Here is a 20,166-nt window from a genome sequence, read left to right as displayed (position 1 = left end):
GCACTCTCGATGCGCTGCGACCCCGCCGGATCCTCCGGACCGCGGAGCCGGTTGCCCGACCGCCTTCACGAGGACCACCGACTGCCATGACCATCGCTCCCGCACGCCCCACGCTGACCACCTCCCGCGAGGCGGCGCGTCTTGCCGAACGGCAGCGCGCGTGGAAGCCACGGGTGATGCCGTTCTACCTGTCGTTCCTGGTGATCTTCGGCTTCTCGATCTGGTCGTTCGAGCCCAACCCGACACCGCTCGGCTGGGCCCTGACGATCATCTGGTCGATGCCGGTGATCGGAGTGCTGATCGGCTTCCAGGGCGTGCTGATGGTGCGTCGACGGCTGCGCCAGGTGGACCGGATGACCCCGGCGGTGCCGGCCGAGGACGACTTCCTGATCGTTCTGGTGCCGACCATCGGCCGCCATGACACCTACCCGGCGCTGGAGCGCTCGGTGCTCTCCTACGTGGAGCACCTGCCGCCGTACTTCCCGTGGATGCGGGTCGACATCCTCACCGAGGAGGGCTGCGCGGCCGCCGAGCAGATCGACGAGCTGGCCGAGCGCAGCCCGCTGATCCGGGTCGTCACCGTGCCGAAGGCCTACCAGACCCCGAACGGCACCAAGTTCAAGGCCCGTGCCAACCACTACTCGCACGAGCTGCGGATCGCCGAGGGCGAGGCCGAGGACGACGTCTGGGTGCTGCACATGGACGACGACACCGGCGTCGGCCCGGACACCGCGGCGGCCACCGCCCAGTTCGTCAACCGCCAGCGCCGGGCCGGCCAGGACGGCAAGCACATGGCCCAGGGGATCCTGACCTACCCCCGGGAGAACGCGGTCAGCACCTTCACCTGGCTCGCCGACGCGATCCGCCCCGCCGACGACATCGCCCGGTTCCGCGCCATGACCGGCACCGGCACCCCGGTGGCCGGCGTGCACGGCGAGCTGCTGCTGATGCGGTCCTCGATCGAGGCCACCATCGGCTGGGACTTCGGCCCGGACACGATCGTCGAGGACGCCCAGCTGGCGCTCAACTTCTGCCTGCGCTACCCGGGCCGCAGCGACTGGTTCAACGGCCGCTGCTACGGCGCCTCGCCGGCCGGGATCAGGGACTTCGTGAAGCAGCGGGAGCGCTGGGCCTGGGGCCTGGTCGCGCTCTGCTTCAACCCGACGATCGCGCTGCGGTTCCGGCTCTTCATCGGCATGGGGATGGTCAGCTGGGTGCTCGGCCCGCTCCAGCACGTCGGGCTGGTGCTGCTGGTCGCCTGGTTCACCGGCAACATGAACACCTCCCCGGTGACCCAGTCGGTGACCCTCGTCTGGGCGCTCAACTTCGCCTACGTGATCTGGACCTACTGGGAGGGGCTGCGGTTGAACGTCGTCGGCTCGGCCCAGCACCGCCGCAAGTGGTGGGAGCCGATGGTCGTGGTGGCGGCCATTCCGCTGTTCTCCTTCATCGAGGGACTGGGCGGGCTGCGCGGCCTGATCAAGTTCCTGCGGCGCGAGGAGAACAAGTTCGTCGTCATCGCAAAGCCGGCCTGACCCATTCGATCGGGACCAACTCTCGTGAAGCGCTACATCGTCTACATCCTGCCGGTCGCCGTGGTGGCCGTGACCGCCGCCGTGCCGGTGCTCTACGGCGACCATCCGATCAACTTCGACCGCGCCAAGAGCGCGTCGACCGTGCTGAAGCCCGGTGCGGGCACCGCGAGTGCCGCCCCGACGGCCCAGCCGGGCGCCACCGCCTCGGCGCAGCCGTCGGCCGACACCGGGCCGAAGGTGGCCAAGCAGTGGCAGACCGGCATGCCCGAATGGGGCATCCAGGTCTACTGGTTGGACGATCCGGCGGACGCCGACGCCTACGTCCAGGGCAAGGCCGACCGCATCGTGAAGTACGTCGTGGGGCTGAACGCCAACGCCATCGCGGTCTCGTTCCCCTTCTACACCACCGGCCTGCGCGCGAACGAGGTGTCGGCGCACCCGACCACGCCGAGCCCGGACCGGCTAGGCATCCTGATCGACACGGCCCGGCGGGCCGGGCTGAAGGTGACGGTCCGTCCGATCATGGACGAGGCGGTGCTGGACGACCCGGCCGGCGACTGGCGCGGCACCATCGCGCCGACCGACCGGGACGCCTGGTTCGGCAGCTACGAGTCGTTGCTGCAGCCGTACCTGAAGAGCGCACAGAAGCACGGCGCGGCCTCCTTCACGATCGGCACCGAGTTCAACTCGCTGGAGAGCGACTCGCATTGGCAGACCCTGATATCGGACGCCAAGCAGGTCTTCCACGGTGACGTCGGCTATGACGCCAACTGGGACAACTTCACCAGGGGCGACATCCCCGTCCCGGCCGAATCGCAGGGCGTGGACGCCTACTTCCCGGCCAAGTCGGCGACCGACCAGTCGCCGGTGTCCACGCTGGTGAACAGCTGGAACACCTGGCTGGACAAGAAGGGCAAGGGGCCGCTGCCGGGCGTCACGCTCTCCGAGGTGGGCATCCCGGCCCAGCAGGGCGCCTACGCCAAGCCGGGCGACTTCACCACCAAGCGGACGGTCAACGAGGCGGTCCAGGCGAAGTGGTTCACCGCCGTCTGCCAGGTGGCCGCGCAGCGCCAGCTCGCCGGGATGTACCTCTGGTCGCTCTACTTCGGGACCGACCCGACGCTGCCGGTGAACGACGACACGCCCCGGATGGACTTCGCCGGGCGGGCGCAGTCGGAGGCGGCGATCCGGCAGTGCTTCTCCGGCAGCTACGAGGTCCCCGAACAGCCCGCCGGCTGAGCCGCCTGAGTCAGGACGAGGCGGCCAGCGCGGCGCTGATCTGGTTCTCCAGCCACGGGGTGACCAGTCGGCGCCCGGCCGGGGTCAGGTGCACGCCGTCGCCCGGCGGGTAGATCGCCGCGCCCTTGTCGTCCTCCCAGCGGCAGGCGCCCTGCGGGCACAGGAACCCGTTCAGGTCGACGAGCCGGACCGAGCCGTTCGAGGCCTTGATGAAGTCGCCGATCTGCTGGTCGAAGCAGGTGCCCCACTTGCGGTTGATGGCGCCGTTCTCCAGCCGCTCGTTCATCAGCAGCACCTTGGCGCCGGGCGCCTGCTGCCTGATCCGGTTGACCGCGTCGGTGAGCTGGGTGCGGTAGCGGGACTGGTAGGCGGCATCGCACGGGGAGAGCCAGGCGCCGTTCAGGGACTGCTGGGCGGCGTCCCAGCCCAGGTGGAGCAGGACCGCCTTCGGGTTGCCGGTCCTGAGGTCCTTGTTCCACAGGGCCGACCGCTGCCGGCAGTCGGGGGTGGTGTCGAACTCGACCTGGGAGGTGCCGCGCACCTTGTCCGGGTCGAAGATCCCGCAGCCGCTGACGCTGCCGTCCACCACTGCGTACCGGCCGCCGTTCAGGTAGAGCCCGGTGGCCAGGTCGCCCGAGAAGGAGTCGCCGAGCGACACCACCAGCGGCCGGCCGGCGGGTCGCATCTGCTGGGCGACGAACGACGGCAGGTACCAGGAGGCGGCGCCGATCGCCAGCGCGGCCGCGGTCATCAGCGGCACGGCCCGGCTGGGCCGCCAGTCGCGGCGGCGCAGCGCCTCGGTGCCGAAGTGCAGGAAGAGCGCCAGGCCCCAGGTGATCGACCCGCCCACGCCGAACAGCATCGCCGGTGAGACGTCGTCGAGGTGCTGCTGCATCATCCAGTAGACCGGCAGGTGCAGCAGGTAGAGGCTGTAGGACATCCGCCCGGTCAGCACCAGCGGCGGCAGCGAGAGCAGCTTGACCAGCGGCCCGCGCGGGTGGCAGAGGGAGGCGGCCAGCACCGCCACCAGGGCGGCGACGACGGCCAGGCCGCCCTTGTAGAGGAACGGGTTGTGGTAGTTCGGCACCTTGAGGCTCAGCCAGACCACCGCGCCGAGCGCGGCCGCGCCCAGCAGGTTCAGCAGGATGGTGGTGGCCAGGCTGCCGGAGCCGGCCTTGCCCGCCTTGCGGGAGCGGCCCCGGCCCCGGGCGCTGCCGGCCGAGCGGCGGTTCAGCAGGTGCACCGCGAAGGCCGCGGCGGCACCGGCGGCGAAGGCGACCGCGCGGGTCTCGGTGCCGAGGTAGAGGCGGTCGCTGTTGCTGCCGTTCCACATCAGCGGGGCCACCGCGGCCGAGGCGCCGAACAGCACGAAGACGGCGACGGCCGTGGCCCCGATCGAGCGGCGGAAGAGCACGAAGAGCAGGCCGAGCAGCAGCGGCCAGACCACGTAGAACTGCTCGGTGATGCTCAGTGACCACATCGCGGCGAACGGGGTGATGCCGGCGAAGTGCTCCCAGTACGCACTGCCGTTGGCGATCTGGGACCAGTTGGCGTACTGCAGCAGCGCGGACAGGGCCTGGGGCTTGAGGGTCTGGGCGTCCCGCAGCGGGCTGAACAGCGCGGCCAGGACCAGCACCGCGGCCAGGGTGAACAGCAGGCCGGGCAGCAGCCGCTTGGCACGCCGGCGGTAGAAGCGGCCCAGCGCGATGCGGCCGCGCCGCTCCAGCTCGCGGATCAGGATCAGGGTGACCAGGAAGCCGGAGAGCACGAAGAACGCGTCCACACCGAACAGGCCGTCCTGGAACCAGTTGGTGTGGTAGAGCAGCACGGAGATGATGGCCACGCCCCGCAGGCCGTCAACGGCCGTGTAGCGCAGCGACGGTGCCGATGCCGCCGCCTCGGCGCGCCGCGGCGGCGGCACGACCGCTGCCTCGGCCTTGAAGTCGACCGGCGGACTCGCCGGTCGCAGGCCGGCCGCGACGGCGGCCTCCCGAGCGGCCCGCATCTGCTGCAGGGTCGGTCCGGACCCGGAGGGCTCCCGGCGCGCGGTGGGCGCTTGATGCATGAGGAGATACTCCTGTGACGGACGGCCAGACGGCGGTTTCTGAACGCTCGATCATAGGGGCATATCAAAGGATCTTCGCCGCCCGGGGTGGGCGAGCGGGACCCGGGGGCGGGCTCAGAACCGCATGGTGTACACCCACAGCTCGACCTCCGGCACCGGCCGCCAGTCGCGCTCGGGGGCGCGGCGGAAGCCGACCCGCTCGTAGACGCGGTGGGCGGCGGTCATCCGGGGCTGGGTGGAGAAGGCCATGCCGGCCAGGCCGAGCTCCCTGCTGCGGGCCATGGCGGCGCGCACCAGGGCCTCGCCGACCCCGCGGCCCCGGGCGGCGGCCGCGGTGGCGAGCATCCGGATCTCGCCCTCCCCGGGGTGGCGATGTCGGCCCACTCCGTGCCGCCGACCGCGAAGGTCACGCAGCCGAGCACCTGGTCGACGGCGTCGACGGCGACCAGCAGTTCGGCCTCGGCGGCGCGGCGGGCGGCGTCACGCAGCAGGTTCGCATAGGGGCCGGCGGGGTCGACGTGCCCGTCTTGGACGAACGCCTCGACGGTCACCTCGCCCGCGGGACGCAGATCGGCTTCGGTTGCGGGGCGGATGCGGAAGTCCATCGGACAAGTGTGCCAAAGCGCAGGTCAGAGGCGGCGGGGAGGGTTCCGCGCAGCCGGTCCTGGTTGGGCAGCGCGGCGGTGGGAGCGGCAGTGGCAGTGGCGGGCGTCGGGGCGGCGTGCAGGCGGTCGGGTCGGGCCGGGTCGACCGGATAGCCGCCCGGGCGCTGCCAGTTGTCGCGGCCGAGCCGGGCGCTGCGGTCCACATCGCGGCCGACCAGGTAGCCGAGCAGCCCGATCCCGGTGACCAGGCCGAGTACGGCGAGTGCGCTCGCCAGGGTGGAAGAGGTCATGCCCCCACTCTTCCGGCCGCCCCGGAGCCCCACGAGTGGCAGGAACGACATACTCCGTCGAATTGCTGCCAGCCGCGCGCTAGGCTGCCGGGCATGTTGCGAGACGTGGTCGCGGTCGTGCTGGAGGAGGTCCACCCCTTCGAACTCGGGGTGGCCTGCGAGGTGTTCGGGCTGGACCGGAGTGAACAGGGCCTACCGGTCTACGACTTCGCGATCGCCGCCGACCGGCCCGGCGCGCTGCGCACCCACGCCGGCTTCAGCGTCGACGTGCCGCACGGCGTGGAGCGGCTGGCCACCGCCGACCTGGTGGTGGTGACGGCCGTCGGGATCAAGTCCGACTACCCGCCCGAGCTGTGCATGGCCCTGCGGGACGTGGTGGAGCGCGGCGCCCGGGTGCTCTCCATCTGCAGCGGCGCCTTCCTGCTCGGCGCCGCCGGGCTGCTGGACGGGCGGCGCAGCACCACCCACTGGCGCTACACCGACCACCTGGCCGAGCGCTTCCCGCTGACCACCATCGAGCCGGACGTGCTCTACGTCGACGAGGACCCGGTGATCACCTCGGCGGGTACGGCGGCCGGCATCGACGCCTGCCTGCACCTGGTCCGCAAGCTCCAGGGCGCCGAGGTGGCCCGGGGCATCGCCCGCCGCATGGTGGTGGCCGCGCACCGGGACGGCGGCCAGGCCCAGTACGTCGACCGCCCGCTCCCGGACCGGCCGTCCACCACCTCCTTCGGCACGGTCCTCGACTGGATGCGCGAGGAGCTCGACCGCGACTGGACCGTGGACCAGCTAGCCGCCCGCGCCCACATGGCTCCCCGCACCTTCGCCCGCCGCTTCCAGCAGGAGACCGGCACCACCCCGCTGCGCTGGCTGATAGGCCAGCGGGTCCTCTACGCCCAGCGCCTCCTGGAGGAGACCGACCACCCCGTGGAGACCGTCGCCACCCGCGTCGGCTTCGGCAACGCGGCCACCCTGCGCCACCACTTCGGCCGCTGGGTGGGGACGACGCCGCTGGCCTACCGCCGGGCGTTCGGCTGCGACCTGGCGCGGGGCGCCCGCTGATCCCCGAGCGCGGGCCGGCCGCGGGTGGTGGGGCACCCGCGGCCGGCGTTCGGGGCGTGCTGCGTCAGGCCGGTAGCGACCAGGCCTGGTTGGCCTGGTGGCTGCCGCAGGTCCAGGTGTCCAGGCGGGTGGCGTCGGCGGTGCCGCCGCCGTAGACGTCGAGGCAGAGGCCGGAGGCGGCGTTGACCAGGGTGCCGTCGGGCTGGGCGGTCCAGGACTGGCCGCCGGTGCTGCCGCAGCTGTTCAGGGTGGCCCAGGAGCCGGCCGAAGTGCCGGTTGCGGTGAGGCACTTGCCGAGGGTGCGGATGGTGCCGTCGGACGGGAGGGTCCACTGCTGGTTGGGGTTGCCGGTGCAGCTGTAGAGGATCACCGGGTTGCCGTCGGTCGTGGAACTGCCGGAGTCGTCAACGCACTTGGCGCCGTTTCCGGTCAACTGGCCGGTGGGCACGGGGGTGGTGCAGCCGTGCGGGGTGAGCCGCCAGACGGCGGTGCCGTGGGCCGGCACGGTGCCGGTCAGCGAGCCGGAGACCGTCGAACTCGCCCCGGTCCAGAGGTCCTTGGCGCTCACCGTGCAGCCCGGCAGGCCCACCGAGGCCAGCGCGACCGACACCGGCAGCGCACCCGACGTCCGGTTGAGCACCGAGACCGCCCGGTCCCCGTTGGCAAGTGGCTTGGTCAGTACGTCGGTTGAGCCGTTGGTGGCGACCACTGCGGCCTGCTTGCCCAGCGAGTCCTGGTCGAGCGCGATCAGGCTGGTGTTGCCGAGGGCGGCGAGCCCGGCGGGGGAGAGGTTGGCGACGTCGGAGGAGAGGATCATCGGCGCGGCCATCATCGACCAGAGCGCGACCTGGCTGCGGGCCTCGTCGTTGCTCAACCCCGGGTCCCCGGCGATCAGGAAGTCGGGGTCGTTCCAGTTGCCGGGCTTGGCGTAGCGGCCGATCCAGTGGTTGTAGCCGTAGTTGCTCAGTACCGAGCTCCACCGCGAGGTGTTCGGCCTGCTGGCGTCATAGGTGGCGATGTCCCAGCCCTCGCGCCAGAGTTGGCCGTCGCCGCCGACCCAGCCCAGTACCGAGAACCAGCTCGGGTTGCCCCACTCGCCGCTCTGGAAGTAGGCGGGCGCCGACTCCGAGAAGGTGATCGCCCGTCCGCTGCCGGCCAGGGCGGCGGCCTCGGCGTCGTAGGCCTGGCGGTAGGCCTGCTCCTGGGTCTGGCCGGTGGCGGTGTAGACGTTGCAGCCGTCCAGCTTGAGGTAGTCCACGCCCCAGGCGGCGAAGTCGGCCGCGTCCTCGGCGAAGTGGTCGGCGCCGCCGCCGGAGGGCTGGCCGCTGCCGGGGTAGCCGCCGCAGGTGCTGGAGCCGGCGTCCTCGTAGATGCCGAACTTCAGGCCCCTGCTGTGCAGGTAGCTGCCCAGCCAGGCCATGCCGTGCGGGAACTCGACCGGGTCGGCGACCAGGTGGCCGCCTGCGTCGCGGCTGCTCGCCATCCAGCAGTCGTCCACGGTGACGGTGGTGTAGCCCTTGGCGGCCAGGCCGTTGCTGACCAGGGCGTCGGCGTTGCCGGTGATGGTCTGCTCGGTGATGCCGCACTGGTAGTGCGCCCAGTCGTTCCAGCCCATCGGCGGGGTGGCGGCCAGTGCGGGGGTGTGAGTGGTGTGAGTGGTGCGAGTGGTCTGAGTGGCGGCCGCCGCCGAGGACGGGCTGCTCACCAGCAGCGGTGCGGCGACCAGGCAGGCGGACGTCAGCAGAACGTGGAGGGTGCGGCGTACTGAGGGCACGACGAGCTCCTTCCGTTGGGGGACGGGGTTCTGTGCGCGACTAGTGCACCGTCGTTGCGCGTTAGCGTCAATAGGGCGGTGAAAACGAGCAGGAATGAGCAAAGATCACCTGGGCTTGCCAAAAGTACTTTTGCACCGCGAAAGTAGATGCCGTGCTGACAAGGAGTCAGCGCGGCAGTGTCGATTCCAGGGGGAACCATGTCCGTCTCCGACGACCCGTCAGCCGCGGCCGCCGCGCTCGGCGTCTACCGCCAGGCCCGCGCCGCCGCCGTCGCGCCCCGCCCGACCCCGGCCTGGTACCCGCCGGCCCGCGGCATCCTGGGCGGCATCGCCTACATCGCGGCGCCCTTCGTGTTCGCCACCGACCATCCGGCGATCTGGCTGCGGGCCCTGGTCATCGTCGCCGGGGTGGCGTTCATCGCCGTGCACACGGCGGCGGTCCGGCCCGGCGGGGTGCTGGTGATGCCCAAGGACCATCCGTACCGGAAGGAGCGGCTGCGCGGCCACCTGGTCAGCATGCTGCTCTGGGGCGCGAGTTGGCTGACCGCCGTCCCGTTCGGCTGGCAGACCGGCGCCGTCGTCTCGGGGTTGGTGCTCGGCGGCTACCTGTGGTTCGACAGCGCCCGTGAGCGCGCGCGGGCGATCCGCGCATGAGCGGCCCCAGAGTCGACGAGGTCATCCACCACCCCACCCGGCTCGCCCTGGTCGGCTTCCTCTCCGGCTGCCACGAGGCCGAGTTCGGCGCGGTCCGCGACTACTGCGGGATCTCCGACGCCAGCGTCAGCCGGATCGTCTCGGCGCTGGAGGAGGCCGGCTACGTCAAGGTGCGCAAGGGGTACGTCGGCAAGCGCCCGCGCACCTGGCTCGCGCTCACTGCGGCGGGCCGCACCGCGCTGGCGGACCACCTGGCGGCGCTCCAGGCCATCGTGGACAGCGCGGCCCGCGCGGCGGGGCAGCCGCCGCAGGCCTGAATGCAGCTGTGGGCGACGGCAGTACCCCTCCAACTGCCGTCGCCCACCAAGGGTGTTCAGTCGTTCCGCGCGGCCTCGGGGCCGGTGATCCGCTTCAGCAGCGGCAGGGTGGACCCGATCACCCCGAGCGAGGCCACCAGCCCGGCGACCACCAGTACGTAGTACGACGCGCTGGGCGCCTCCACCGAGTACCCGACCTGCGCCTCCAGGAATAGATCAGCCGCCAGGAACCCCATCCCGATCGCCACCGCCGACACCACCAGCAGCGGCAGCGCGCTCTCCAGCAGCACGGTCCGCCGCAGCATCCTCAGCTGCACGCCGGTCAGCCGCAGCAGGCTGAACGGCCGCTTGCGCTCGCTGAGTCCACCGGCCACGCCGACCGCCAGGCTGCACCCGGCGACCATCAGGCTCACCAGCATGACCGCGTTGGCGAGCCGCTGGTAGGCACTCACCCGGCTCTGCTGCTGGTCCCGGAACTCGGCCAACGTCCATGGCGCGTAGAGACGTCCGGGATAGGTGTTCTCCAGCAGCGTCCGGACCTGCTCGACGGCGGCGCGGGAGCCGTTGGTGCCCACCAGCACCCCCAGTACCGGCAGCTTGTCCACCTGCGCCGCCGGGACGGTGGAAGTCGGCCACTGCTGAGGCCAGTTGACCTCGCCGTCCACCGCGTCGCCGAAGCTCGCCGCCACCGTGGCGGTCTGGGCACCGGGCTCGCAACCGTGGAACGCCGGGGTGCTGGCCAGCTGCTCGCAGGTGACCAGGCCGCCCTGGTACGGCGGGTGGCCCGGGGGCACTCGCTGGGTGGGGTCGGGGTGCCGAGCGGATTGGTGTGGATCACGGTCAGCCCCGTCACTCCGGGAACCGCCCGCAGCTGCGCTGTCACGGCAGCGGGCAGCGGCTTCTCGGCGCTGGTGGGCGAGCCGTTCTTGTCCCAGGAGGTCAGGAAGTCGTCGAGCACGGTGTGCTCGATCGCCGCCCTGCTGCTGGCGTCGCCGATCCTGGGCACCCCCTGCTTGTCGGCCACCACGGTGATGATGGCGATCGCTCCGGTGGTGACGCAGAGCGCCAGCACCAGCCCGGCGACCGAGCGGAACCCGGCCTTGGGTCATCGGCCAGCCGGCGTGCGGCGATCAGCACGGCCGGGGTGTTGCTGCGCCGGGCCATCACGCGCGCGCCCACCATGGTCAGCCACGGCCCGGCGGTGATCAGCCCGGTCAGGATCAGGAACAGGCCGGGCAGGTAGGCCATCGACTGCCCGGCCGAAGTGGCGGGCTTCCGGCCGACGAAGAACGCCAGCTCCACGACGCCCAGCAGCAGCGGCAGCACCCGCCGGGCCCGGGGCGGTGGGGGAGTGACCCGCCGGGCCACCCCGAGCGGGGAGATCCGCACCCGGGCCAGCGAGATCAGGGCCGCGACGGAGGCCGCGATCGGCACCCCGAAGGCGACCAGCAGCACGTCCCACGGATTGAGCGACAGATCACCGTCGAAGAACGGCGTTCCGGTGACATTGACCTGCGTCAACACCAGCCGGATCGGCACGTAGAGCGCGAAGCCGCCCGCCATGCCGACCGTGGCGGCGAGCGCGGCCTCCATGGTGGCGAGCACCGAGATCTGCCGCGGAGTGGCGCCGACCAGCCGCATCGCCGCGAACCGCTGCTCCCGGCGGGCGGCGGACAGCCTGGTGGCCAAGCCGACCAGGATCACGACCGGGAAGACCAGCGCCCCGGCCGTCACCGAGAGCATCAGGATCAGGTCGCTGCCCTTGGGGCCGATCGGGCAGTCGTCGCAGTTGGTCGGCGCGGTGGTCATGATCGAGGTGATCTCGCGGGCGCCATCGGTGCCGGCGAGTTCGGCCGGGGCGTGGCCGACCACGATGACCAGCGAGTCGGGGCCCGGCAGGGCCGCCGGGCCGACGGTGCCGACCTGGTGGCCAGGGTAGCGGGCGGCCAGCTGGTCGGCGGGCAGACTCTGCAGCAGCGTGGTGAGCGCGGGCGAGGCGTAGTACTCGCCGGGTCCGGGCAGCTTCGCGATGCCGGGTGGCACGGGCGAGTTGGCGCCGGTGGCGGCGACGTCGACCCGCCCGACCAGCTTGTCCTGGTAGCTGTCGCCGGCGAGCCGCCACCAGAGCGGGTCGACGCCGGCGCGCGGAGCGTCGGTGGAATGCGCGCTGTTGAGCCAGGCGTAGCGCGCGGGCTGGCTCTGCACGCCGTTGATCGCGGCCAGCATGCCGAGCAGCAGGCCGACCCCGGCCGCCACGGCGCACGCGATCACGATCAGCCTGGCCAGCGCCTCCCGACCGCCGGCCATGGCGAGCCGGACGCCGAGGCTGATCACGACGCCATCCGTTCTGCGGCGAGGCCGGTCACTTTGCCGTCCCGGACGATGACTTCGCGGTCCGCGCAGGCGGCCACCCGGGCTTCGTGGGTGACCACAACGACCGTGGTGCCGTGCTCGCGGGCGGTGGTGACCAGCAGGTCCATCACCTGCTCGCCGGTGAGCGAGTCCAGCGCGCCGGTCGGCTCGTCGGCGAAGATGACGTCCGGCCGGGTGACCATGGCCCTGGCCAGCGCCACGCGTTGGGCCTGACCGCCGGACAACTCCCCGGAGCGGCGGGCCTCCAGGCCGTCCAGTCCGAGCCGCCCGAACCAGCTGCGGGCCTCGGCGAGCGCGGCCGCCCGCTTGCGGCCGCCCAGCAGCAGCGGCAGCGCCACGTTCTCCTCGGCGGTCAGCTCGGGCACCAACTGGCCGAACTGGAAGACGAATCCGAACCGGTCCCGGCGCAGCTCGCTGCGCTCCGCCTCGCGCATGGTGTCGAGGCGGCGCCCGGCGAAGTGGATCTCCCCGGCGCCGGGGGTGAGGATGCCGGCCAGGCAGTGCAGCAGGGTCGACTTGCCGGAGCCGCTGGGGCCCATGATCGCCAGGATCTCGCCGGTCATGACGGTGAGGTCGGCGCCGCGCAGGGCGGGCGTCTGCCCGAAGGACAGCTCCAGCCCGCGGGCTTCCAGGACGACGGCGGTCATCCGCGCACCTCCTCGGCGAGCTGGCCGAGCCGGGCCGCGGTCTGGTCGATCCAGCGCAGGTCGGCTTCCAGGTGGAAGAGGCCGTGGTCGGCCAGCAGCCGGTCCACCAGCGGCCCGCTGCGCCGCACCTCGGTGAGCTCGCGCATCCGCCGCAGGTGCGACAGGCGCTGGGCGTCGAGGTAGCCGGCGGCGTCGCGGTCGAGCAGCAGCGCCAGCACCACCTTGGTGAACAGCACGGTCTGCAGGTGCGGTTCGGGGTCGGCGGGCTCGGCGAGCCAGGCGTGCAGCTCGACCGCGCCGGTGTCGGTGATCACGTACTTCTTGCGGTCGGGGCCGGTGCCGGGACCGACCTCGTCCATCACCACCTTGCCGTCCCGGGCCAGCCGCCCGAGGGTCGAGTAGACCTGGCCGGGCGGCAGCGGCTTGTCGCGGCCGAAGAGGCTGTCGTAGTCGCGCTTGAGGTCGTAGCCGTGGCTCGGAGCCCGTTCCAGCAGCCCGAGTAACGCGAGGGGAACTGTCATGACTGAGTATCTACACTCAGTATCTACTCGACGTCAATGCTCCTGGGTGCAGGCGGAGGTGACGATGCCTCAGCAGGCCGAGGGGTTTATCCGGCGAACTTCGGGTTTTCCCGGGGGTGCCCCGGCCCGGGCCGCTACGTTGACTGGTGTGGCGTCAGGAGCAGGAGGGGCAGAGCCCGCGGTAGGTGACCTCGGCCTCGGAGACGGTGAACCCGAACCGCTGGTCCGCCGGGAGGTCCGCCAGCGGGTTGCCGAGCGGGTGCACGTCGCGGATGGCACCGCAGCCGTAGCAGACCAGGTGCTGGTGCGGCTGGTGCGCGTTGGGGTCGTAGCGCTTGGCGCGGCCGTCGGTGGAGACCTCGATGACCTCGCCGAGCGAGACCAGCTCGCCGAGCGTGTTGTAGACGGTCGCGCGGGAGATCTCCGGCAGCCGCTGGGCCGCGCGGGCGTGCACCTCGTCGGCGGTGAGGTGCACGTGGTCGCCGTCGAGGACCTCCGCAACGACCCGCCGCTGGGAGGTCAGCCGCCAGCCACGCCCACGCAGTCGCTCCAGCAGGTCGCTCATATGGGTTCACCTATTCAGGTTCGGGGGATGCCCGAGTTTACCAATGGGCGTCCGGGGTCCGATCGGGTCCGAGGGTGTGTTGCGTCTTGACTTAGACTCTGTCCATCGTAGGATCGGTTCTGAAGATAGCCAAGAGATGCATCAGTAAGAGACCCACCACTTTCGAGACATTCCCGCATCCACCTGGTCCGGAAGGATTCCCATGTCTGAGAACCACGACGCCGTAGCGGAGACCGAGGGCGCGGGTGGCTGCCCGGTCATGCACGGGCGCGCCCCGCACCCCACGCAGGGCGGCGGCAACCGCCAGTGGTGGCCCAACCAGCTCAACCTGAAGATCCTCGCCAAGAACCCCGCCGAGGCGAACCCGCTCGGTGCGGAGTTCGACTACGCCGAGGCGTTCAAGGCCCTCGACCTGCCCGCGGTGAAGCGGGACATCACCGAGGTCCTCACCACCTCCCAGGACTTCTGGCCGGCCGACTACGGCAACTACGGCCCGCTGATCATCCGGATGGCCTGGCACAGTGCGGGCACCTACCGGATCAGCGACGGCCGCGGCGGCGCCGGCGCCGGCCAGCAGCGGTTCGCCCCGCTCAACAGCTGGCCGGACAACGCCAGCCTCGACAAGGCCCGCCGGGTGCTCTGGCCGATCAAGAAGAAGTACGGCCGCAGCCTCTCCTGGGCCGACCTGATGATCCTCGCCGGCAACGTCGCCCTGGAGGAGATGGGCTTCACGACCTTCGGCTACGGCGGCGGCCGCGAGGACGTCTGGGAGCCGGAGGAGGACGTCTACTGGGGCCCCGAGACCACCTGGCTCGGCGATGAGCGCTACACCGGCGAGCGCGAGCTGGAGAACCCGCTCGGCGCCGTCCAGATGGGCCTGATCTACGTCAACCCGGAGGGCCCCAACGGCAACCCGGACCCGATCGCCGCGGCCCGCGACATCCGCGAGACCTTCCGCCGGATGGCCATGAACGACGAGGAGACCGTCGCGCTGATCGCCGGCGGCCACACCTTCGGCAAGACCCACGGCGCCGGCCCCGCCGACCTGGTCGGCCCGGCTCCCGAGGGCGCCCCGCTGGAGCAGCAGGGCCTCGGCTGGAAGAGCAGCTTCGGCACCGGCAAGGGCGGCGACGCCATCACCAGCGGCCTCGAGGGCGCCTGGACCGCGACCCCGACGACCTGGAACAACAGCTTCTTCGAGACCCTGTTCGGCTACGAGTGGGAGCTCACCAAGAGCCCCGCCGGCGCCTTCCAGTGGAAGCCGAAGAACGGCGCCGGCGCGGGCACCGTCCCCGACGCCCACGACCCGGCGAAGAGCCACGCGCCGACCATGCTCACCACCGACCTGTCGCTGCGCATGGACCCGGTCTACGAGCCGATCTCGCGGCGCTTCCTGGAGAACCCCGACCAGCTCGCGGACGCCTTCGCCCGCGCCTGGTTCAAGCTCACCCACCGCGACATGGGCCCGATCGCCCGCTACCTCGGCCCCGAGGTCCCCAGCGAGGCGCTGCTCTGGCAGGACCCGGTCCCGGCCGTCGACCACGAGCTCGTCGGCGCCGCGGACGTCGCCGCCCTCAAGGAGCGGATCCTCGCCTCCGGCCTGACCGTCTCCCAGCTGGTCACCACCGCCTGGGCCGCCGCCTCCTCGTTCCGCGGCAGCGACAAGCGCGGCGGTGTCAACGGCGCCCGGATCCGCCTGGAGCCGCAGCGCGGCTGGGAGGTCAACGAGCCCGACCAACTCGCCGGTGTGCTGCGCACCCTGGAGGGCGTCCAGGCCGCGTTCAACGCGGAGCAGAGCGGGGAGAAGAAGATCTCGCTGGCCGACCTGATCGTGCTCGCCGGCGCGGCCGGTGTCGAGAAGGCGGCCAAGGACGGCGGCTTCGACGTCCAGGTGCCGTTCCACCCGGGCCGCACCGACGCCAGCCAGGAGATGACCGAGGTCGAGTCGTTCGCGGCCATGGAGCCCACCTCCGACGGCTTCCGCAACTGGGTCGGCAAGGGCAACCGCCTCCCCGCCGAGTTCCTGCTGCTCGACAAGGCCAACCTGCTGACCCTGACCGCCCCGAGATGACCGTCCTGGTCGGCGGCCTGCGCGTGCTCGGCGCCAACCACCAGCAGTCCGCCCACGGCGTCCTCACCGCGAACCCGGGGACCCTGAGCAACGACTTCTTCGTCAACCTGCTCGACCTGGGCACGGAGTGGACGGCGACCTCCGAGGACGCCGCCACCTTCGAGGCCCGGGACGCGGCAACCGGCAAGGTCAAGTGGACTGGCACCCGCGCCGACCTGGTCTTCGGCTCCAACTCCGAGCTCCGCGCCCTCGCCGAGGTCTACGCGAGCGACGACGCCAAGGCCAAGTTCGTCAACGACTTCGTCGCCGCCTGGGCCAAGGTGATGGACCTGGACCGCTACGACCTGGTCTGAGCCCGCTCGCCCGGGGCGCCCCTGCCGGCCGGCAACAGCCGACGGGGGCGCCCCCGGCGCATTCTGTGGGCATTCCTCTAGGTTTTACAACACATGAGTTGTACTACGCCTGTGTTGTACTGGTGGACTAGGGCGGGGCGCTGGTGGGCTGGGACATCATCGTTGTGGACGAGCTGCGGGACTGGTTGCACACCCTGCGCAAGGAAGATCGGCAGACGCTCAGGCTGGTCTCGGCCGCCATCGACCTGCTTGCGGAGCGTGGACCCGGGCTTGGGCGTCCGCTCGTGGATACGGTCAGTGGATCGAGGCTGTCGCACCTCAAGGAGCTGCGGCCGGGCTCTGCCGGGTCCGCGGCCGGGCTCTGCCGGGTCCAGCGAGGTACGTCTGCTGTTCGCCTTTGATCCGCCGAGAAGGGCAGTCCTGCTGGTCGCGGGTGACAAGTCCGGCAACTGGAAAGGCTGGTACCGGGAAGCGATCCCCGTGGCGGAGGCACGCTACAAGGAACATCTGGAAGAGAGTTGAAGTGGCAGGCTCCAAAGAGTGCATAAGGGAGGCTCGATGAGTGTCAACTGGAAGGATCTCAGGGCTGAGCTGATCGGCCCGGAGGACGAGGACGCCGTAGACACCCACCGTGGCCGGATGCTCGCCGAGGTCCGCGCGCATCGCTTGGCTGAGGCGCGGAAGAAGCGGGAGATGACTCAGAAGTCGGTGGCCGACGCCATGGGCATCACCCAGGCACGAGTCAGCGCGATTGAGCGCGGAGCCTTGAGACGGGCCGAGCTGAGCACGCTTGAGGCCTATGTCTCGGCCCTGGGTGGAAAGCTCGAAATCGTGGCCGATTTCGGGGATGAGCGCATCATCCTCGGTTGATGGCACGCTGAGGGCGGTTCTGCCTGTCGCTTGGCCATGGCCACCCCATCCATCCCCCCGGCCGACCCGGTCACCACGACATGGCCCGGGTGCCCCCTCAGATCGTCGCCGACTCCCCGCTCGCCAGGCGGGCGTATTTGATCAAGCGCATGCGGAGAGGCTATGACGGATGGTCAGTCAGGACGACCCGTTTGAGTTGCTTCCCGCCAGGTGCCCCACCTCGTTCCACAGCTCCCCGCGCATCCGCCCCTGCTCGGCCCGCCACAGGCTGGCGGAGCAGTTCCGCACCGGCTCCAGCGCCAGCAGCTGCGCTTCGGTCAGCTGCTCCAGCACGTAGCGCAGCATCAGCACCACGTTGTCGTGCGCGACCAGCAGCACCGGGCGGCCGCACTCCGCCGCGCAGACGTCCCGCAGGCAGTCGCGGACCCGCAGCGCGACGTCCGACCAGCTCTCGCCGCCGGGCGGGCGGTAGTAGAGCTCGCCCATCTTGCGGCGGCGGGCGGCCTCCTCGGGGTGGTGCTTGGAGATGGCGGCCTGGGTGAGCATCTCCAGGACGCCGAGCTCGCGGTCGCGCAGCCGCTCGTCGTACCGGACGGGGAGGCCGACCGGCACCGAGCCGAGGCCGGCGGCCTGCGCGATGGCGATCCGGGCGGTTTCGGCGGCCCGCACGTAGGGCGAGCACCAGACGTCGCGCGGGCGGTCGGCGGGCGGCAGTTCGGCCCACCAGCGGCCGAGCGCCTGGGCCTGGGACTGGCCGAGCATGGAGAGCGGGATGTCGGCGTCCCGGCAGCTGATCGGCACGCTGAGGGCGCCGGTGGTGTCGGCGAGCTGGAACTCCACGTTGGCCGTGGACTGTCCGTGCCGGGTGGCGATCAGGACGGACGGCAGCGGGGTGGCCGCCCGGTCCTGGCGCGGGTGGCCGTTGAGGATGGTGCTCAGCTCGGGCATGGGCGGTGCTCCCCGTCGGGTTCGGCGACGTCGCCTCGACGGACGCCGACGACGTCATGTTCAGAATGCGCAGAAAACCGGACGACGTACAGACGGCTGTCGGGCTCGGACTGGTCACAAAGCCGGACGGCGTACATATGATCGCGCCGCCACCCCCTCAGTGTTGAGGGCGGTGGCGGCGCGGTCACAGGGCGCGCGTCGGGGCGCTTAGTGCGCCACGGCCGGTTGGGGCGCGTCCACGAGCTCGGGGTCGCCCGCCTCCGCGCTGTAGTCCGCCGGGGACGTCTCGTCCTTGCCGTCCGGGGTGCCGAGCGCCTTGAAGACCAGCGTGAGCACCACGGCGACCACCAGGTTGAGCACGAACGCGGTCAGGCCGATGTAGCCGATCTCGCCGATCACCGGGATCTTCGCCGTGCTGCCGCCGAAGTGGTGGGTGGCGGCGGAGGAGATGCCGTAGGCCTTCCAGGTGCCGTAGACCATGCCGACCGCCCAGCCGGCCAGCAGCCCCCAGCGGTGGAACCAGCGGGTGAACAGGCCGGCGACGATCGAGACGCAGGTCTGCAGGATCCAGATGCCGCCGAGCAGCTGCATGTTGATCGCCAGCTGCTTGTCCATGCCCAGCACGAAGACCAGCGCGCCCACCTTGACCAGCAGCGAGACGAACTTGGCGACCCGGGTCTCCTGCTCGGGGGTGGCGGCCGGGCGGATGAACTCCTTGTAGATGTTGCGGGTGAACAGGTTGGCCGCGGCGATCGACATGATCGCGGCCGGCACCAGCGCGCCGATCCCGATCGCGGCGAACGCGACGCCGGTGAACCAGCTCGGGAACAGCTTGGCGAACAGCTCCGGCACGGCCAGCTGCGGGTTGGACTTGCCCACGCCGGCCGCGATGGCCAGGAAGCCGAGCAGTGCCAGCAGGCCCAGCATCAGCGAATAGGCGGGCAGGATCGCCATGTTGCGGCGCACCGTGTTGCGCGACTTGGCGGCCAGCACGCCGGTGACGGTGTGCGGGTACATGAAGAGCGCCAGTGAGGAGCCGAGCGCCAGGGTGGCGTACGACCACTGCGCCTTGGGCCCGATCACCATGGCGCCGATCGGCTGCCCGTTCTTCCCCTTGGTGTGGAACTTCTGCGCGGCCGCGTCGAAGATGTGCCCGTAACCGCCCAGCCGCATCGGCAGGTAGATCACCGCGACGATGATCACGATGTAGACCAGGGTGTCCTTGACGAACGCGATCAGCGCCGGCGCCCGCAGGCCCGAGGAGTAGGTGTAGGCGGCCAGCACGGCGAAGGCGATGAAGAGCGGCAGGTCCTTGACGAACCAGTTGGAGTGCGCGCCGCCGCCCACGCCCAGGGTGTCTAGCACCGCCTGGATGCCGACCAGTTGGAGGGCGATGTACGGCATGGTGGCGAGGATGCCGGTGAACGCCACGGCGAGCGCCAGCCCGCGCGAACCGTACCGCCCGCGCACGAAGTCGGCGGGGGTGACATAGCCGCGCGCCCGCGCCACCGACCAGAGCCGGGGCAGGAAGAGGAACACCAGCGGGTAGGCGATGATCGTGTACGGCACGGCGAAGAAGCCGCTCGCGCCGCTGCCGTAGACCGAGGCGGGCACCGCGATGAAGGTGTACGCGGTGTAGAGGTCGCCGCCGAGCAGGAACCAGGTGATCCAGGTGCCGAAACTGCGCCCGCCCAGGCCCCATTCGTGCAGTTGGAGGGCGTTGTCGGCGCGCCGCCAGCGGGCGGACAGGAAGCCCACCACGGTGACCAGCAGGAAGAAGAGCACGAACACCACCAGGGCGACCGTGTTCACGCCGTGCGTCATCGCGGCTCACCGCCCATGCGGATGGCGGTGGCGGCCTTGCGCTGCTTGGCGTCGTGGTTGAGCAGCAGGTAGGCGGAGCCGGTGAAGAGCGCGGAGACCGGGATCCAGAGGATCTGGTACCAGTAGAAGAACGGCACTCCGCCGAGCGCGGGCGTCATGCGGCTGTACGAGGAGACCCAGAGCAGGGCGACGACCGGCACGGCCAGGGCGATCCCGGCGAGCACGCGGGCCGGCGTGACCACGGGCAGTGCGCCCGGGGGTGCTGATGGAACGTCAGGATCGGTGGACATTCGCGACTCCGGCGGGTGGCAGGGGATCCCAGCAGCGCCGCAGCGCTCAACGCGCCCGCCGAGCAGCGCTCTTGGTGATCGACTGTGGACTGCACGGGAATGTATGGCACTCCATGCCCCGGTGTCACGGGAGAAAACAAGGAATCTCGCGGAACGAGCCGCT

Annotated in this window: 17 protein-coding genes and 3 pseudogenes; 8 read left to right on the top strand and 12 right to left on the bottom strand. The window is 71.2% G+C overall.

Annotation, left to right across the window (positions count from 1 at the left end; all coding sequences use genetic code 11):
- Positions 1-86 precede the first annotated feature (86 nt).
- On the top strand, positions 87-1,535 hold the full coding sequence (locus E6W39_RS16310; protein ID WP_228718181.1) for a glycosyltransferase family 2 protein: 1,449 nt from the start codon (positions 87-89) through the stop codon (positions 1,533-1,535).
- Positions 1,536-1,559: 24 nt separating this feature from the next.
- Positions 1,560-2,774 carry a glycoside hydrolase family 113 gene (locus tag E6W39_RS16305; protein ID WP_141634140.1) on the top strand — a complete coding sequence of 405 codons (1,215 nt, stop codon included), beginning with the start codon at positions 1,560-1,562 and terminating at the stop codon, positions 2,772-2,774.
- Positions 2,775-2,784: 10 nt separating this feature from the next.
- Here E6W39_RS16305 and E6W39_RS16300 read toward each other — a convergent pair whose 3' ends face one another.
- From E6W39_RS16300 to E6W39_RS16290, 3 genes and pseudogenes are all read right to left on the bottom strand, one after another.
- Positions 2,785-4,839, bottom strand: a complete 2,055-nt coding sequence (locus E6W39_RS16300; protein WP_141634139.1) for an acyltransferase family protein — start codon at positions 4,837-4,839, stop codon at positions 2,785-2,787.
- Positions 4,840-4,953: 114 nt separating this feature from the next.
- Positions 4,954-5,444 (bottom strand): annotated as a pseudogene (locus E6W39_RS16295) (GNAT family N-acetyltransferase).
- Entirely contained in the window at positions 5,387-5,734 is a 348-nt protein-coding gene (locus tag E6W39_RS16290) for a hypothetical protein (protein ID WP_141634138.1), read from the bottom strand. The pseudogene E6W39_RS16295 and the gene E6W39_RS16290 overlap by 58 nt, the downstream one beginning before the upstream one ends.
- 93 nt (positions 5,735-5,827) lie before the next feature.
- Between E6W39_RS16290 and E6W39_RS16285 the strand changes: the two genes are divergently transcribed.
- On the top strand, positions 5,828-6,796 hold the full coding sequence (locus E6W39_RS16285; protein WP_141634137.1) for a helix-turn-helix domain-containing protein: 969 nt from the start codon (positions 5,828-5,830) through the stop codon (positions 6,794-6,796).
- Positions 6,797-6,860: 64 nt separating this feature from the next.
- On the opposite strand, the gene E6W39_RS16280 is transcribed toward E6W39_RS16285, so the two are convergent.
- The gene (locus E6W39_RS16280) at positions 6,861-8,570 is read right to left on the bottom strand and encodes a ricin-type beta-trefoil lectin domain protein (protein WP_141634136.1); all 1,710 of its coding nucleotides are present in this window, start codon (positions 8,568-8,570) and stop codon (positions 6,861-6,863) included.
- A gap of 198 nt (positions 8,571-8,768) precedes the next feature.
- Between E6W39_RS16280 and E6W39_RS16275 the strand changes: the two genes are divergently transcribed.
- Together E6W39_RS16275 and E6W39_RS16270 are read left to right on the top strand one after the other, a co-directional pair.
- Complete coding sequence (locus E6W39_RS16275; protein ID WP_141634135.1) at positions 8,769-9,224, top strand: hypothetical protein; 456 nt, start codon at positions 8,769-8,771, stop codon at positions 9,222-9,224.
- On the top strand, positions 9,221-9,541 hold the full coding sequence (locus E6W39_RS16270; RefSeq protein WP_141634134.1) for a transcriptional regulator: 321 nt from the start codon (positions 9,221-9,223) through the stop codon (positions 9,539-9,541). The genes E6W39_RS16275 and E6W39_RS16270 overlap by 4 nt, the downstream gene beginning before the upstream one ends.
- 56 nt (positions 9,542-9,597) lie before the next feature.
- Here E6W39_RS16270 and E6W39_RS40450 read toward each other — a convergent pair whose 3' ends face one another.
- The 5 genes from E6W39_RS40450 to E6W39_RS16250 form a co-directional block, all read right to left on the bottom strand.
- The gene (locus E6W39_RS40450; protein ID WP_220140222.1) at positions 9,598-10,335 is read right to left on the bottom strand and encodes an ABC transporter permease; all 738 of its coding nucleotides are present in this window, start codon (positions 10,333-10,335) and stop codon (positions 9,598-9,600) included.
- A gap of 145 nt (positions 10,336-10,480) precedes the next feature.
- The gene (locus E6W39_RS40445) at positions 10,481-11,875 is read right to left on the bottom strand and encodes an FtsX-like permease family protein (RefSeq protein ID WP_220140221.1); all 1,395 of its coding nucleotides are present in this window, start codon (positions 11,873-11,875) and stop codon (positions 10,481-10,483) included.
- Positions 11,872-12,561 (bottom strand): ABC transporter ATP-binding protein, encoded by a 690-nt coding sequence (locus E6W39_RS16260; protein ID WP_141634133.1) that lies wholly within the window; start codon positions 12,559-12,561, stop codon positions 11,872-11,874. The genes E6W39_RS40445 and E6W39_RS16260 overlap by 4 nt, the downstream gene beginning before the upstream one ends.
- Positions 12,558-13,082 (bottom strand): PadR family transcriptional regulator, encoded by a 525-nt coding sequence (locus E6W39_RS16255; protein WP_141634132.1) that lies wholly within the window; start codon positions 13,080-13,082, stop codon positions 12,558-12,560. Before E6W39_RS16255 ends, E6W39_RS16260 begins: the two co-directional genes overlap by 4 nt.
- Positions 13,083-13,236: 154 nt before the next feature.
- Entirely contained in the window at positions 13,237-13,647 is a 411-nt protein-coding gene (locus E6W39_RS16250; RefSeq protein ID WP_141634131.1) for a Fur family transcriptional regulator, read from the bottom strand.
- Positions 13,648-13,849: 202 nt separating this feature from the next.
- Here E6W39_RS16250 and katG point away from each other — a divergent pair.
- The 3 genes and pseudogenes from katG to E6W39_RS16235 all read left to right on the top strand — a co-directional run bounded on the left by katG (position 13,850) and on the right by E6W39_RS16235 (position 16,941).
- A pseudogene (gene katG / locus E6W39_RS16245) lies at positions 13,850-16,071 on the top strand (catalase/peroxidase HPI).
- 143 nt (positions 16,072-16,214) lie between these two features.
- Positions 16,215-16,593: pseudogene (locus E6W39_RS16240) on the top strand (type II toxin-antitoxin system RelE/ParE family toxin).
- Positions 16,594-16,629: 36 nt separating this feature from the next.
- Positions 16,630-16,941: a helix-turn-helix domain-containing protein gene (locus tag E6W39_RS16235; protein WP_141634130.1), complete on the top strand. Its 312-nt coding sequence runs from the start codon at positions 16,630-16,632 to the stop codon at positions 16,939-16,941.
- 177 nt (positions 16,942-17,118) lie between these two features.
- Here the strand turns inward: E6W39_RS16235 and E6W39_RS16230 are convergent, their stop codons facing one another.
- The 3 genes from E6W39_RS16230 to E6W39_RS16220 all read right to left on the bottom strand — a co-directional run bounded on the left by E6W39_RS16230 (position 17,119) and on the right by E6W39_RS16220 (position 20,003).
- The gene (locus E6W39_RS16230; RefSeq protein WP_141634129.1) at positions 17,119-17,889 is read right to left on the bottom strand and encodes a histidine phosphatase family protein; all 771 of its coding nucleotides are present in this window, start codon (positions 17,887-17,889) and stop codon (positions 17,119-17,121) included.
- A gap of 207 nt (positions 17,890-18,096) precedes the next feature.
- The gene (gene mctP, locus E6W39_RS16225) at positions 18,097-19,713 is read right to left on the bottom strand and encodes a monocarboxylate uptake permease MctP (protein WP_141634128.1); all 1,617 of its coding nucleotides are present in this window, start codon (positions 19,711-19,713) and stop codon (positions 18,097-18,099) included.
- A complete protein-coding gene (locus tag E6W39_RS16220; RefSeq protein ID WP_141634127.1) occupies positions 19,710-20,003 on the bottom strand; it encodes a DUF3311 domain-containing protein in 294 nt (97 codons plus the stop codon). The genes mctP and E6W39_RS16220 overlap by 4 nt, the downstream gene beginning before the upstream one ends.
- Positions 20,004-20,166: the final 163 nt, after the last annotated feature.

It is taken from the genome of Kitasatospora acidiphila, assembly GCF_006636205.1.
In the GTDB taxonomy this organism is placed as follows: domain Bacteria; phylum Actinomycetota; class Actinomycetes; order Streptomycetales; family Streptomycetaceae; genus Kitasatospora; species Kitasatospora acidiphila.
The sequence above is the reverse complement of the archived record's forward strand: the minus strand, read 5'-3'. Positions and strand labels throughout refer to the sequence as shown.

Coding starts and splice junctions, on each gene's coding strand:
- E6W39_RS16250 (WP_141634131.1), bottom strand. CDS start 13,647: ATGAGCGACCTGCTGGAGCGACTGCGTGGGCGTGGCTGGCGGCTGACC.
- E6W39_RS16230 (WP_141634129.1), bottom strand. CDS start 17,889: ATGCCCGAGCTGAGCACCATCCTCAACGGCCACCCGCGCCAGGACCGG.
- E6W39_RS16260 (WP_141634133.1), bottom strand. CDS start 12,561: ATGACCGCCGTCGTCCTGGAAGCCCGCGGGCTGGAGCTGTCCTTCGGG.
- E6W39_RS16235 (WP_141634130.1), top strand. CDS start 16,630: ATGAGTGTCAACTGGAAGGATCTCAGGGCTGAGCTGATCGGCCCGGAG.
- E6W39_RS16310 (WP_228718181.1), top strand. CDS start 87: ATGACCATCGCTCCCGCACGCCCCACGCTGACCACCTCCCGCGAGGCG.
- E6W39_RS16255 (WP_141634132.1), bottom strand. CDS start 13,082: ATGACAGTTCCCCTCGCGTTACTCGGGCTGCTGGAACGGGCTCCGAGC.
- E6W39_RS16270 (WP_141634134.1), top strand. CDS start 9,221: ATGAGCGGCCCCAGAGTCGACGAGGTCATCCACCACCCCACCCGGCTC.
- mctP (WP_141634128.1), bottom strand. CDS start 19,713: ATGACGCACGGCGTGAACACGGTCGCCCTGGTGGTGTTCGTGCTCTTC.
- E6W39_RS16285 (WP_141634137.1), top strand. CDS start 5,828: ATGTTGCGAGACGTGGTCGCGGTCGTGCTGGAGGAGGTCCACCCCTTC.
- E6W39_RS16220 (WP_141634127.1), bottom strand. CDS start 20,003: ATGTCCACCGATCCTGACGTTCCATCAGCACCCCCGGGCGCACTGCCC.
- E6W39_RS16290 (WP_141634138.1), bottom strand. CDS start 5,734: ATGACCTCTTCCACCCTGGCGAGCGCACTCGCCGTACTCGGCCTGGTC.
- E6W39_RS16275 (WP_141634135.1), top strand. CDS start 8,769: ATGTCCGTCTCCGACGACCCGTCAGCCGCGGCCGCCGCGCTCGGCGTC.
- E6W39_RS16300 (WP_141634139.1), bottom strand. CDS start 4,839: ATGCATCAAGCGCCCACCGCGCGCCGGGAGCCCTCCGGGTCCGGACCG.